9 protein-coding genes are annotated in these 14,373 nt (G+C 67.3%); 6 read left to right on the forward strand and 3 right to left on the reverse strand.

Features of this window, described 5'->3' with window-relative positions; all coding sequences use genetic code 11:
- Positions 1–74 precede the first annotated feature (74 nt).
- Both ACE3P2_RS13900 and ACE3P2_RS13905 read left to right on the forward strand, forming a co-directional pair.
- Positions 75–1,619, forward strand: a complete 1,545-nt coding sequence (locus ACE3P2_RS13900) for an MBOAT family protein (protein WP_374265443.1) — start codon at positions 75–77, stop codon at positions 1,617–1,619.
- Positions 1,619–2,827, forward strand: coding sequence for a hypothetical protein (locus tag ACE3P2_RS13905; RefSeq protein WP_374265445.1), 1,209 nt, complete (start codon positions 1,619–1,621; stop codon positions 2,825–2,827). The genes ACE3P2_RS13900 and ACE3P2_RS13905 overlap by 1 nt, the downstream gene beginning before the upstream one ends.
- Before the next feature lie 19 nt (positions 2,828–2,846).
- On the opposite strand, the gene ACE3P2_RS13910 is transcribed toward ACE3P2_RS13905, so the two are convergent.
- Positions 2,847–5,069: a UvrD-helicase domain-containing protein gene (locus ACE3P2_RS13910; protein ID WP_374265447.1), complete on the reverse strand. Its 2,223-nt coding sequence runs from the start codon at positions 5,067–5,069 to the stop codon at positions 2,847–2,849.
- A gap of 389 nt (positions 5,070–5,458) precedes the next feature.
- On the opposite strand from ACE3P2_RS13910, the gene ACE3P2_RS13915 reads away from it, so the two are divergent.
- The 4 genes from ACE3P2_RS13915 (at position 5,459) to secF (ending at position 9,267) form a co-directional block, all read left to right on the forward strand.
- The gene (locus tag ACE3P2_RS13915; protein WP_374265449.1) at positions 5,459–5,785 is read left to right on the forward strand and encodes a hypothetical protein; all 327 of its coding nucleotides are present in this window, start codon (positions 5,459–5,461) and stop codon (positions 5,783–5,785) included.
- Positions 5,786–5,993: 208 nt separating this feature from the next.
- Positions 5,994–6,326 (forward strand): preprotein translocase subunit YajC, encoded by a 333-nt coding sequence (gene yajC, locus ACE3P2_RS13920; RefSeq protein WP_374265451.1) that lies wholly within the window; start codon positions 5,994–5,996, stop codon positions 6,324–6,326.
- Between the two features lie 107 nt (positions 6,327–6,433).
- Entirely contained in the window at positions 6,434–8,293 is a 1,860-nt protein-coding gene (gene secD, locus ACE3P2_RS13925; protein WP_374265453.1) for a protein translocase subunit SecD, read from the forward strand.
- A gap of 41 nt (positions 8,294–8,334) precedes the next feature.
- On the forward strand, positions 8,335–9,267 hold the full coding sequence (gene secF / locus ACE3P2_RS13930) for a protein translocase subunit SecF (RefSeq protein ID WP_374265455.1): 933 nt from the start codon (positions 8,335–8,337) through the stop codon (positions 9,265–9,267).
- A gap of 76 nt (positions 9,268–9,343) precedes the next feature.
- Here the strand turns inward: secF and ACE3P2_RS13935 are convergent, their stop codons facing one another.
- Positions 9,344–10,357 (reverse strand): dihydroorotate dehydrogenase-like protein, encoded by a 1,014-nt coding sequence (locus ACE3P2_RS13935; RefSeq protein ID WP_374265457.1) that lies wholly within the window; start codon positions 10,355–10,357, stop codon positions 9,344–9,346.
- Position 10,358: 1 nt separating this feature from the next.
- The gene (gene nifJ, locus ACE3P2_RS13940) at positions 10,359–13,937 is read right to left on the reverse strand and encodes a pyruvate:ferredoxin (flavodoxin) oxidoreductase (RefSeq protein WP_374265459.1); all 3,579 of its coding nucleotides are present in this window, start codon (positions 13,935–13,937) and stop codon (positions 10,359–10,361) included.
- Positions 13,938–14,373: the final 436 nt, after the last annotated feature.

The following is a 14,373-nucleotide window of genomic DNA, read 5'->3' on the forward strand; positions in this document are numbered from 1 at the left end:
CAACAGCGCTGCGCAACCAAAACGGATAAGCTGCGCCCGGACGACTCAAGGGCGCAGCTCCGCTGCGCAGACGCATGCTGTTCAACTCCTACTCCTTCCTGCTGGCCTACCTGCCGGTCACGCTGCTCGGCTTCTTCCTGCTCGGGCGCCTCGGCAAGGGCGCCGGCGCCGCCTGGCTGGCCGCCTGTTCGCTGTTCTTCTACGCCTGGTGGGATTACCGCTACCTCGCGCTGCTGCTCGCCTCGATCTGCGCCAACTACGCCGCCGGCAGCTACATCGCGCGGCGCCCGGGCAGCCCTGCGGGACGGCGCATGCTCACCGTCGCGGTCGCCGTCAATCTGGCGCTGCTGGGCTACTACAAGTACGCGGACTTCTTCCTCTCCAGCGCCAACGCGCTGCTGGGCACCGAATGGCCGATTCTCGGCATCATCCTGCCCATCGGGATCTCGTTCTTCACCTTCACCCAGATCGCCTTCCTCGCCGACGCCTACGCCGGCAAGGTCACCGAATACCGCTTCATCTACTACGTGCTGTTCGTCACCTACTTCCCGCACCTCATCGCGGGCCCGGTGCTGCATCACAAGGAGATGATGCCGCAGTTCGACGAGGACCGTAATTACCGCCCCGAGGCCGCCAACTTCGCCATCGGCCTCACCATCTTCGCCATCGGCCTTGCCAAGAAGGTGCTCATCGCCGACAGCCTCGCCGACTACGCCGCGCCGGTGTTCGCGCCCGGCGCCGACCACCCCACGCTGTTCGCCGCCTGGGGCGGCGCGCTGGCCTACACCTTCCAGCTGTACTTCGACTTCTCCGGCTATTCCGACATGGCCATCGGCCTGTCGCGGCTGTTCGGCGTGCGCCTGCCGCTCAACTTCAACTCGCCCTACAAGTCGCGCAACATCACCGAATTCTGGCGCCGCTGGCACATGACGCTGTCGCGCTTCCTGCGCGATTACCTCTACATCCCGCTCGGCGGCAACCGCCACGGGCGCTTCCGTCGCCACCTCAACCTGCTCGCCACCATGGTGCTGGGCGGCCTGTGGCACGGCGCCGGCTGGAACTTCGTGATCTGGGGCGCGCTGCACGGCGGCTTCCTGGTGGTCAACCACGCCTGGCAGGACGTCTGCCGACGCCTTCCGGTGCGCCTGCCGGCCGGTCTCGGGCGGGCGCTCGGCGTCGCCGTCACCTTTATCTGCGTGGTGTTCGCCTGGGTGTACTTCCGGGCGCCGGATCTCGTCACCGCCAACACGATCATCGCCGGCATGTTCGGCCAGTTCGGTGCAGCGCTGCCCGAGCCGATCATGTCGCGTCTGGGCCCGCTCAAGGCGACGTTCGAGCAGCTGGGCGTGGGCGTCAGCCTCGGCGGCGGCGCCACCTTCGTCGAAACCTGGGCCTGGGTATGCGTCGGCGCGCTCGTCGCCTTCCTGGCCCCCAACACCCAGGAGATCATGGGCCGCTTCGAACCCGCGCTGCCCGAAGACGGCCGTCACGCCCAACCGGTCGCCCGCCGCCTCGCCTGGCAGCCACGCCGGCGCCACGCGCTGGCCGTAGGCCTGCTGTTCGCGCTGGGCGTGCTGGCCCTCTCCCGCCCCACCGAATTCCTCTACTTCCAGTTCTGATGTCCGCTCCGACACCTCCGCTCAACTGGGCCCGCTATCTGCGCTGGATGCTCGCGACCCTGGTCGCCTGCGTCTGCGCCGTCGGGGCTTTCAACGTGTTCATCGATCCCCTGGGCGCCTTCGGCACGCAGCGGATCGCCGGCGTCAACGCCGTCAAACCCTACCTCGACCACCACCGCGAACTGGCCCGCTGGCAGGCGGCCCGCCGGCTGTGCCCGAGCGCCGGCATCTTCGGCAACTCACGCGCCGAGATCGGCTTCGATCCGACCCATCCCGCCTTCGCGGCGCAGGGCCTGTCGGCGTTCAACCACGCCATTCCGGGCTCGGCGGCGAGCATGGCGGTGCGCCAGCTCGACTGGCTACAGACCGCCGGCTGCGCCCCGAAGGTCGCCCTCCTCGGCGTCGAATTCGTCGATTTCCTCGGCAGCACCAAGCCTGGCGGCCTCGCCCCGAGCGGACCGGCTCCCGCCATCGACGGCCGCGTCCTGGCCGAGACGGTGTTCTCGATCACCGGCTTCCGCGATGCCGTGAAGACCCTCGCGATCCAGCGCGCCCGCCACGCCGCGACGCTCACCGAGCGGGGCTTCAACCCCCTCGACAACTACGTCACCGAGGTGGAAAACAGCGGCCACTACGTGCTTTTCCGCCAGCGCGCCGAGGAGAACCGGCGGATCTGGAACCGCAAGGCCCGCGCCATCGCGCCCGCCGACGGCAGCCCGTCGGTGGACCAGCAGGCGGTCGATGCCTTCCTCGAAAAGGCCACGGCCGGCGGCGGCAAGGCCGTCGTGGTGATCTACCCCTACCACGCCGAAATCCGCCTGATGCAGGCGCGCCTGGGCCTCGCCGAGCTGTTCGCCGACTGGAAACGGCTGATCGTCGCCACCGCAGCGCGCCACCCCGGCGTGCAGGTGTGGGATTTCAGCGGTATCTCGCCGGAGACCCTGGAAGCCATTCCGCCCCGCGGCGACCGTCGCACCCAGCTCAAGTACTACTGGGAGGCCGGCCACTTCAAGAAACAGCTCGGCGATCAGGTGATCGCCCGGGTGCTGGGCGATCCGGCCGCAAACCGGGGCTTCGGCGTCGAGCTGCGCCCCGACAACGTCGAGGCCGTGCTCGCTGCCGATCGACAGCGCCTCGAAGCCCTGCTTGCCACCCCGTCGCCCCTGCGGGACGAGGTGGACGACGTGACCCGCGCCGACCGCCGCTGAACGCGGCGCGTCCTGCGCGTCAGCCCAGCGGCGTGAGCTTGGCCACCGCCAACATCAGCCACTTGGCGCCGGCGTCGGCAAACTTCACCTGCACCCGCGCGTCGCTGCCACTGCCCTCGGCGGCGACGATCACCCCTTCGCCGAAACGCACGTGGCTCACCGCCTGGCCGATCGAAAAACCCGCCAGATCGCGGGATTTCATCGGCGGCGGGGCGGGCATCGACGCGGCGGCCGGGCGCGTCGTGCCCGGGTTGTAATAACGCGTGGACGGCTCCGAGACGAAACTGCGCCGCGGATTCGGCGGCGTCAGCCACTTGGTCAGCCCCTCCGGAATCTCCTCGAGGAAACGCGAGCGCAGGTTGTAGCGCACCTGGCCGTGGAGCATCCGGCTCTGGGTGAAGCTGAGGTACAGCCGATGGCGCGCCCGCGTCACCGCCACGTACATCAGCCGGCGCTCCTCCTCCAGACCGTCGGATTCGAGGATGCTGTTCTCGTGGGGGAACAGCCCCTCCTCCAGGCCAGATAGGAACACCACGTCGAACTCCAGCCCCTTCGCGGCATGCACCGTCATCAGCTGCACCGCCTCGGCCCCCGCGTCGGCCTGGTGGTCGCCGGCCTCCAGCGAGGCGTGAGCGAGGAATTCGGCGAGCACCGTGGCGGTCTCGCCCCCTTCGTCAGGGCGATCGCCGGCGCCAACCTCGGCGCTGAAGTTGGCCGCCGCGTTGATCAGTTCGTCCAGGTTCTCGAGGCGCTCCTGGCCTTCCTTCTCGGTCTGATAGTGGGCGCGCAGGCCCGAGTGCTCGATCACGTGATCGACCATCTCGTGCAGGCGCAGCGCGGCCGTCTCGCGGCGCAGACGCTCGATCAGGCCGACGAACTGCGCCAGTGACGTGCCCGGCTTGCCCGACAGGTGCGGCACCGTCTGGTACAGCGGCGTGTTCCAGGTGCGCGCCGCGTCGTTGAGCGCCTCGAGGGAGCGCGCGCCGATGCCGCGGGTCGGAAAATTCACCACCCGGGTGAAGGCCGTGTTGTCGTCCGGATTGGCGATCAGGCGCAGGTAGGCCAGCGCGTGCTTCACCTCCTGCCGCTCGAAGAAGCGCAGCCCCCCATACACGCGGTAGGGCACGCCGCTCGAAAACAACTGATGCTCCAGCACCCGCGACTGGGCGTTCGAGCGATACAGCAGCGCGATGTCCGAGCGGCTGGTGCCGTCGCGCACCAGCGACTGGATCTCCTCGACCACCCAGCGCGCCTCGTCCGAATCGGTGAAGGCCTCGTAGACCCGGATCGGCTCACCGGCGCCCTGGTCGGTCCACAGATTCTTGCCGAGACGCTTGTTGTTATGGGCGATCAAGGCGTTGGCGGCATCCAGGATGTTGCCGTGGGAGCGGTAGTTCTGCTCCAGACGAATCACCCTCGTCACCTTGAAGTCACGCTCGAAGTCGCGCATGTTGCCGATCTCGGCACCGCGGAAACGGTAGATCGACTGGTCGTCGTCGCCCACGCAGAACAGGCACGCGCCGCCTTCCTCGCCGTTGCCCGCCAGCAACTTGAGCCAGCGGTACTGGAGCACGTTGGTGTCCTGGAACTCATCGACCAGGATATGGCGGAACCGGGCTTGGTAATGGCGCCGGATCGGCTCGTTGCGCTCCAGCAATTCGTAGCTCCGAAGCAGCAACTCGGGGAAATCCACAACTGCCTCGCGCTGGCACTGGGCCTCATACTCCATGTAAAGCTCGACCCGACGTCGGGTGAAGTCGTCCCATGCCTCCACCGCAGCCGGCCGGATACCCGCTTCCTTCTGGCCGTTGATGAAGTGCTGCAGCTCCCGCGGCGGAAATTTCTCGTCGTCCACGTTGAGGGTCTTGAGCAGGCGCTTGATGGCGGCCAGCTGATCCCCCGAGTCGAGGATCTGAAAGAGCTGCGGCAGGCCGGCCTCCCGGTGATGGGCACGCAGGAAACGGTTGCACAACCCGTGGAAGGTGCCGATCCACATGCCTCGCGTGTTGATCGGAAACATCGCCGACAGGCGCGTCAGCATCTCCTTCGCGGCCTTGTTGGTGAAGGTCACGGCGAGGATGCCCGCCGGCGTGCAGAAGCCGTTCTGGATCAGCCAGGCAATGCGCGTCGTCAGCACCCGCGTCTTGCCCGAACCGGCTCCGGCCAGGATCAGCGCGTGCTGGGGCGTCAGCGTGACGGCGGCGAGTTGTTCGGGATTGAGGTTGTCGAGAAGCTGGGACATGGCGGAATCGGCAGTGCGGCAAAGCGCGCCATTCTACCGCTCAGGCTCCGGCAAATCCGGCCGTAATTGAAGCCTCCGGGTCGCACGGCATACGTGCCGGAGGATCGGGCGACAGCACACCGCCGGACCATGGAATCGATGACGGGCAGTGTTGCAAAAACGCAAATCGCCGTGACGAAAGTTGTACGGAAGCGACGAACGACACTTGCGACAACGTGCCCGCTTACCTAGAATGAGACTTGTGCAGTGCAACAAAGATTGCCGAACCGAGCCTCACAACCCTTTTAACAGAAGGCTTTTGAGCGGTTTGTAAAATACTGCAACCCAACAGAGAGCCCAGATCCGACAACCGGGACTCCCCCTCGGCCCGGACTTAAGGAGTAACAGTCATGAAAGCACCGAAAAACCTGCCGTGGTACGCCCGCAAGGCCGGCGTATCCATCGAACGGGCCGAAGGCCTGTGGCGCAAGGCCGTCCGCGAAGCCACCGCCGACACCGGCTGGGTTGGCACGTCCGAATTCTGGGGCGCCGCCGAGGCGCGCTTCCTCGAGCTGCTCAAGGAAGAGCAGAACACCCTCTGTACGCCCCACGTCGAAGCCTTCGTGCGCAGCCAGCACCGCATGGGCCTGCTGCCCCTGCTCGCCGCCGAAGAAATGATCACTGCGATGTCTGCCAACTGGCAGCGTTTCTGCACCCAGCTGCGCAAGGCGGCCTGATTGCCGCCGCGGCCTCCGTGTGGAGGCCGTCCAACGATGTTTTTCTCCCTCCTCTCCCTCGTGGAGATTTGACGGCGTCTGCCTCCCGGCAGACGCCGCTTTTTTTTGCCCTTTCGCCCGGTGCGCCCCATCCCGCGTCGGCCTTCATGCCGGTCCAATCCCCCCCCTGCTATAATTTGAAACTTTGCATCCTTCACCGGAGTTCAATGTGCTGATTTCCAACGCCTTTGCCCAGGCCGCGCCGGCCGCCGCGCAAGACCCGATGTCCACGTTCACCGGCCTCCTGCCGATGATCCTGATGTTCGTCGTGCTGTGGTTCCTGATGATTCGCCCGCAAATGAAGCGCGCCAAGGAACATAAGGCCCTCCTCGAAGGTCTGCAGAAGAACGATGAAGTCCTGACCCAGAGCGGCATCGTCGGCAAGGTCGTGGCGATCGGCGACGGCTACGTCACCGTCGAGGTCGCGGCCAATACCCAGGTCGTGTTCCAGAAGCAGGCCATCGGCGCCGTGCTGCCCAAGGGCACCCTGAAGTCGATCTGATACCGTTTGCGGCCGGAGTCCACTCCGGCCGCGATCGCATCGTAGCGCCCCGGTCCTCCCCGATTCGCCGCTTCGCCCCGCTGTTTCCTCTCCTTTCGCGCCAGACCATGAACCGCTACCCTCTCTGGAAAAATCTCCTCATCGGCATCGTCCTGCTATGGGGGCTGATCTACACCCTGCCGAATTTCTACGGAGAGGTGCCCGCCGTCCAGGTATCCAGCGGCAAGGCCACCCTCAAGCTCGACACCGCCGCCACGATGGCCCGTGTCGATGAAAGCCTGAAGGCCGCCGGCGTCGCCCACGACGGGCTGTTCGCCGACCAGACCAGCGTGCGCGCCCGCTTCCACGACACCGACACCCAGCTCAAGGCCAAGGACGCCATCGAGAAGGCCTTCAACCCGGACGCGGCCGATCCATCCTACGTGGTCGCCCTCAACCTGCTGTCCGCCAGCCCCCAGTGGCTCACCTCCATCCACGCCCTGCCGATGTATCTCGGCCTCGACCTGCGCGGCGGCGTGCACTTCCTGCTCCAGGTGGACATGAAGGGTGCCGTCACCAAGCGCCTCGACGCCACGGCCGGCGACCTGCGTACCCTGCTGCGCGACAAGAACGTCCGCCACGCCGGCATCAGCCGTGAAGGCTCCGCGGTGGTCGTCAAGTTCCGCGACGTCGAGACCCAGGCCCGCGCCAAGAATGTCATCACCGCCGGCACCAACGACCTGCAACTCGTCGAGGGCCAGGACGGCGCCGACTTCAAGCTGACCGCCACCCTCACCCAGCTCGCCCAGAAGAACATCCAGGAAAGTGCCCTCAAGCAGAACATCAGCACCCTGCACAACCGGATCAACGAACTCGGCGTGGCCGAACCGGTGATCCAGCAGCAAGGCCTCGATCGCATCGTCGTGCAACTGCCCGGCGTGCAGGACGTGGCCAAGGCCAAGGACATCCTGGGCCGCACCGCCACCCTCGAAATCCGCCTCGTGGACGACACCCCGGGCGCCCTCGAAGCCGCGTTGCAGGGCAACGTGCCGGCCGGCTCCGAGCTCTACGCCGAGCGCGGCGGCAACCCGCTGCTGGTCAAGAAGCAGGTCGTCCTCACCGGCGAGCGCCTCACCGACGCCCAGCCCGGCTTCGACGGCCAGACCCACGAACCCGCCGTGCACCTCACCCTCGACTCCGCCGGCGCGCGCATCTTCAAGGACGTCACCCGCGAGAACATCAACAAGCGCATGGCCATCCTGCTGATCGAGAAGGGCAAGGGCGAAGTCGTCACCGCCCCGGTCATCCGTGGCGAGATCACCGGTGGCCGCGTGCAGATCTCCGGCCGCATGAGCGCCGAGGAAGCCACCGACACCGCGCTGCTGCTGCGCGCCGGCTCGCTGGCCGCGCCGATGGAAATCATCGAGGAGCGGACCATCGGCCCGAGCCTGGGCGCCGAGAACATCAGCAAGGGCTTCCATTCGACGCTGTGGGGCTTCATCGCCATCGCGATCTTCATGTGCGCCTACTACATGCTGTTCGGCTTCGTGTCGGTGATTGCCCTCGCCTCCAACCTGCTGCTGCTGGTGGCGCTGCTGTCGCTGCTGCAGGCGACGCTGACCCTGCCCGGCATCGCGGCCATCGCGCTCACGCTGGGCATGGCGATCGACTCTAACGTGCTGATCAACGAGCGCATCCGCGAGGAACTGCGCAACGGTTCCAGCCCGCAGGCCGCCATCCACGCCGGCTACGACCGTGCCTTCGACACCATTCTCGACTCCAACGTCACCACCCTGATCGCCGGCATCGCCCTGCTCGTCTTCGGCTCCGGCCCGGTGCGCGGCTTCGCGGTGGTCCATTGCCTGGGCATCCTGACCTCCATGTTCAGCGCCATCCTGGTCTCCCGCGGGCTGGTGAACCTGATCTACGGCAAGAAGCGCAAGCTCGAAAAGCTGGCCATCGGCCAGGTGTGGAAGCCGGGCGTGTAAGCCACGCCCCGCGCGAACAGACTGAGAAACGGACACCCAAAATGGAATTCTTCCGGATCCACAAAGACATCCCCTTCATGAAGCACGCGCTGGTGTTCAACGTGATTTCGTTGATCACCTTCCTGCTCGCGGTCTTCTTCCTGGCCACCAAGGGCCTGCATTTCAGCGTCGAGTTCACCGGCGGCACCCTGATGGAAGTCAGCTACGCCGAGCCGCCAGCCCTCGAGAAGCTGCGCGAGGCCCTCGCCAAGGAAGGCTACCCGGATGCCCAGGTGCAGAACTTCGGCAGCGCCCGCGACGTGTTGATCCGCCTGCCCAACCGCGAAGGCACCGAGACCGGCAAGGTCAGCGAGAAGATCATGGCCAATCTCGCCGCCGTCGAAGGCCCCAAGGCCGAGCTGCGCCGCGTCGAGTTCGTCGGCCCGCAGGTGGGCAAGGAGCTCGCCTCCGACGGCGCCATGGCGCTGCTGCTGGTGATCGGCGGCATCGTGGTTTATCTCGCGATGCGCTTCGAGTGGCGTTTCGCGGTGTCGGCGATCATCGCCAACCTGCACGACGTGATCATCATCCTGGGCTTCTTCGCGCTGTTCCAGTGGGAGTTCTCGCTGCCGGTGCTGGCCGCGACCCTCGCCGTGCTGGGCTACTCGGTGAACGAATCGGTGGTGGTCTTCGACCGGGTGCGCGAAACCTTCAAGAAGAAGCGCGGCCTCACCACCCCGCAGGTCCTCGACCACGCGATCACCAGCACCATCAGCCGGACCATCATCACCCACGGTTCGACCCAGATCATGGTGCTGTCGATGCTGCTGTTCGGCGGCGAGACCCTGTTCTACTTCTCCCTCGCGCTGACCATCGGCATCTGCTTCGGCATCTACTCGTCGGTGCTGGTTGCCAGCCCGCTGGTCATGTGGCTGGGTGTGAGCCGCGAACAGTTCATGCAGGTCAAGAAGGAAAAGCAGGAAGCGGTGGTGTAAGCCCCCGCCTTCCGGCGAAGTAACGAATAAGGCTGCCCTTCCGGCAGCCTTTTTCATTGGCGACTTCGGGTGGCATTCAGCGCCACACCCCCGGCCGCGGCGTGAAGCTGTCCAGCACGCGGATGTAGCTCTGGCGGGCCAGGCTGCTGGCGTCGCGCAGATTGGCCTGACACATGCTGCCCTTGAGCTGGGCAACCGATTCGTACTCGCGCTCGATCATCCAGGCCCGCATGTCCTGCAGAATCTGGGTCAGCCGGGCCGGGCCATGCTCGAGCAGGCAGGACGCCAGATGCACCACGTCGGCGCCCGCCAGCAACAGCTTGAGCGCCTCCCGATGGCTGAACACGCCACCGGTGGCCGCCAGGGTCATGCGCGTCTGGGCGCGCAGGATGGCAACCCAGCGGATGCGCAGCAGGGCCTCGTCGGGGCTCGACAGCTCAAGCCGATCCACCATCTCGAGCCCGTCCAGATCGATGTCGGGCTGAAAGAAGCGGTTGAACAGCGACACGCCGTCGGCGCCGGCCGCCTCGAGCCGGCGCACGAAATGCGGCAGCGACGCAAAGAACGGCGGCAACTTCATCACGATGGGCACGCTCACCACCCGCTTCAGCTCGGCCAGCAGGGCCAGATAGCGGGCTTCGACCGCATCGCCGCTCTCGCCCGCATCGGCGGCCACGTGATAGACGTTGAGCTCCAGCGCATCGGCGCCGGCCTCCTGCATTTCCTTGCCCAGATCGACCCAGCCCGATGGCGTGACTCCGTTGAGGCTGGCGATGACCGGGATCGCCAGCCGCGCCTTGACCCGTCGCAGATGTTCCAGATAGCGGTCGATGGCGCTGTCGTAGTTGCCGTGGTCGGGCAGGAAGCCGGCCGACTCGCCGTCGTGAAGCTCGGCGTGGAGCAGGAAACGGTCGGCCATCGCGTCCTCGGCGATCAGCTCTTCCTCGTAGAACGAGTGCAGCACGATGGCCGCGGCACCGGCGTCCTCGAGGCGCAGCACGCTGTCGAGGTGCTTGCAAAGCGGCGTCGATGACGGCACCAGCGGGTTCTTGAGGGGGAGGCCGAGATAGGTGGTGGACAGGTCGATCATTTCAGCTCTCCTTGGGCGCGTCGGGGGCGTGGGCGGCGGCGAGTTCCTGGTAGGCCTTGTAGCGGCGGTCGGCTTCCTTCTGGGCCTCGGCGAGCAGGCGCTCGGCGGCCTCGGGGTGGCTGCGGGCCAGCATCGCGAAGCGCGTCTCGCTGTCCATGAAGGCCTTGATGGGCTGGCTCGGCGGCGCCGAGTCGAGCTTGAAGGGGTTGGCCCCGGCGGCCTCCTGGCGAGGGTCGAAGCGGAACAGCGGCCAGTGCCCGGATTTGACCGCCATGTCCTGCTGGCGCTGGTTGTAGAGCATGTCCACGCCGTGGGCGATGCACGGGCTGTAGGCGACGATCAGCGAGGGGCCGTTGTGGCTCTCGGCCTCGTGGAAGACCTTCAAGGTGTGCACGTCCTTGGCGCCGTAGGCCACCGTCGCCACGTACACGTGGCCGTAGTCCGACGCGAGGCGCGCGAGGTCCTTCTTGGCCGTGGCCTTGCCGCCGGCCGAGAACTTGGCCACCGCGCCCACCGGCGTGGCCTTGGAGGTCTGGCCGCCGGTGTTGGAGTACACCTCGGTGTCGAGCACCAGCACATTCACGTCGTAGGACAGTGCCAGCACGTGGTCGAGGCCCCCGTAGCCGATGTCGTAGGCCCAGCCGTCGCCGCCGATGATCCACACCGAGCGGCGGATCAGCCATTCGGCCAGGGAGGCGAGCTCGGCCGCGCGCGGATGCAGGCTGGCGGCGAGCTTTTGCTGGAGCAGCGCGACGCGCTCCCGCTGGGCGCGGATGCCGGGCTCGGTGCGCTGGTCGGCATTGACGAGGGCGCCGGCGAGATCGCCCAGCTCGGGCTCCATCTCCTTCACCCGCTGCATCGCGTAGGCCATTAGCTGATCGGCGGCGAGGCGCATCCCCAGGCCGAACTCGGCGTTGTCCTCGAACAGCGAGTTGGACCACGCCGGGCCGCGGCCGGCGCCATTCACGGTGTAGGGCGTGCTGGGCAGGTTGGCGCCGTAGATCGACGAGCAGCCGGTGGCGTTGGCCACCAGCATGCGGTCGCCGAAGAGCTGGGTGGCAAGGCGGATGTAGGGCGTCTCGCCGCAGCCGGCGCAGGCGCCGGAGAACTCGAACAGCGGGTCGAGCAGCATCGCGCCGGGAATGGTGGCGTGCTTGAGCTGGCTGCGGTCGAAGTCCGGCAGCTTGAGGAAGAAGTCGAAGTTCTCGCGCTCGGGCTCGCGCAGCGGGCCGATGGGCGCCATGTTCACCGCCAGCCGGCTGATGTTGGACTTGTCGTGGATCGGGCAGGCCTCGACGCAATCGCCGCAGCCGGTGCAATCCTCCGGCGCCACCTGGTAGCTGATGCGGGTGCCGGCCGGGAAATCCTTGCTCCTGGCGGGCACGTGCTTGAAGCTGGGCGGCGCGTCGGCAGCCGCCTCGGCCGGGAAGGCCCGGGCACGGATCGCCGAGTGCGGACAGACGAACACGCACTTGCCGCACTGGGTGCACAGGTCGGCCTCCCACACCGGAATCTCCAGCGCGATGTTGCGCTTCTCGAACTTCGCGGTGCCGGTCGGGAAGGTGCCGTCGACGGGCATCGCCGAGACCGGCAGGCGGTTGCCCTCGCCCCGGTAGATGGGCAGGGTGAAATCGCGGACGAAGGCCGGCACGTAGCCCGTCGACGGCAGCGCGATGGGCTCGCTGCCCGTGTCCGCCTCGCCGGCCGCGCCGACGGGCACCGCGTGGAGGTTGGCGAGGGTCACGTCGATAGCGCGGTGGTTGAGGTCGGCGAGGCGCTTGCTCTTCCTGCCGTAGGTCTTGTCCACTGCCTTCTTGATGGCGGAGATGGCTTCATCGCGGGGCAGGATGCCCGAGATGGCGAAGAAGCAGGTCTGCATGATGGTGTTGATGCGCCGCCCCATGCCGGCCTCCTGGGCCACCTTGTAGGCGTCGATCACCCATAGCTTGAGGCCCTTGGCGGCGATGCCGGCGCGCATCGCGGCGGGCAGGCCGGCCCACACCGCGTCGGGCGCATCCGGCGTGTTGAGCAGGAAGACACCCCCCGGCGCCGCGTGGGCAAGCAGGTCGTAGCGCTCGACGAACACCGTCTGGTGGCAGGCCACGAAGCCGGCCATGCCCGCCTCGACCAGATAGCTGGAACGGATCGGCACGTCGCCGAAGCGCAGGTGCGACACCGTGACGGCGCCGGACTTCTTCGAGTCATACACGAAATAGCCCTGAGCCTGGAGCGCGGTGGCTTCGCCGACGATCTTGATCGAATTCTTGTTGGCCGACACCGTGCCGTCGGCGCCCAGGCCCCAGAACACCGCGTGCTGCAGGCGGCGCGAGGCATCGGAGCGGAAGGCCTCGTCCCAGGCGAGCGACAGGTGGGTCACGTCATCCACGATGCCGACGGTGAACTGGCGCTTCGGCTTGTCGGCAGCCAATTCGGCGAACACCGCGGCCACCATGCCGGGCGTGAATTCCTTGCTGGCGAGGCCGTAGCGCCCGCCGATCACCCGAGGCATCGAACGCGTTCCATCGGCCGCGGCTTCGGCGAGCGCGGTGATCACGTCCTTGTAGAGCGGCTCGCCGTCGGCGCCGGGCTCCTTGCAGCGGTCGAGCACGGCGATGGCGCGCACGCTCGCCGGGATCGCCGCCAGCAGGGCGCGGGTGTCCAGCGGGCGGAACAGGCGCAGCTTGAGGAGGCCCACCTTCTCGCCCCGGGCCCGCAGGTGCTCGACGGTCTCCTCCACGGTCTCGGCGGCCGAGCCCATCACCACGATGAGCCGCTCGGCATCCGGCGCGCCCACGTAGTCGAAGAGCTGGTAGTAGCGGCCGGTGAGCGCGCCGAAGCGATCCATCGCCGCCTGGACGATGCCCGGAAAGGCGTCGTAGAACGGGTTGGCGCGCTCGCGGGACTGGAAGAACACGTCCGGGTTCTGGGCCGTGCCGCGCAGCACCGGATGCTCCGGCGACAGGGCACGGGCGCGGTGGGCCGCCACCAGCCGGTCGTCGATCATCGCGCGCACGGCCCCCTCCTCGACCGCGACGATCTTGGCAACCTCGTGGGAGGTACGGAAGCCGTCGAAGAAGTGGATCACCGGAATCCGCCCGGCCAGGGTGGCGGCCTGGGCGATCAGCGCCATGTCCTGGGCTTCCTGCACCGAATTGCTGGCGAGCAGCGCGCAGCCGGTGGCGCGGCAGGCCATCACGTCGGAGTGGTCGCCGAAGATCGACAGGGCGTGAGTCGCCAGCGCCCGCGCCGCCACGTGCAGCACGAAGGGCGTCAGCTCGCCGGCCATCTTGTAAAGATTGGGGATGAACAGCAGCAGACCCTGGCTGGCGGTGAAGCTGGTACCCAGCGCCCCCGAGGTGAGCGCCCCGTGCAGCGCACCGGCGGCGCCGCCTTCGGACTGCATCTCGATGATCTTGGGGACGACGCCCCACAGGTTGGGCTTGCCCTGGGCAGCCCATTCGTCGGCCCACTCGCCCATGTTCGACGAAGGGGTGATCGGGTAGATGGCGATCACCTCGCTGCCGAGGTAGGCCATCCGCGCGGCGGCTTCGTTGCCGTCGAGATTGAGATACGTCGTCATTGCGACCCCCTGTTGGTACGGCCGGCTGCCGCGCGCGCGCCGGACGGCACCGCGGCATTGCCCGTTGGAACGGATTGGAGTGTGGAATCGGAACGGGCGCGCCCGGGAGCGGGCGAAGCGCAGCGCAGCATCCCGGCCACCGCCGTCAGCCTGCCACCGATCCATTGCGGAGCGGTGTCGGTTCGGCGTTCCCGCCCCGCGCGCGGCGGGCGGGCATGGCGGCATTCGGTCTTCATGGCGGCCCGACCTTTTCTCGGGCATGTGCGGCGCAACAATGGGGTTCATCATACGGCGCTGCCCGAGGCCCGGATTTTGATATGGCGCAAGATTTGATGCGGCGCGGCGCCGGATCGGACGGCCCGCCCGACGAATCTCACGTCCGCCCCCACAGCCCTCGCGGCAACGCCACGACAAATCCCGGACGCCCGTCGCGCCG

Origin of the sequence: Zoogloea sp. (assembly GCF_041911615.1) — a bacterium.
Classification (GTDB): Bacteria; Pseudomonadota; Gammaproteobacteria; order Burkholderiales; family Rhodocyclaceae; genus Zoogloea.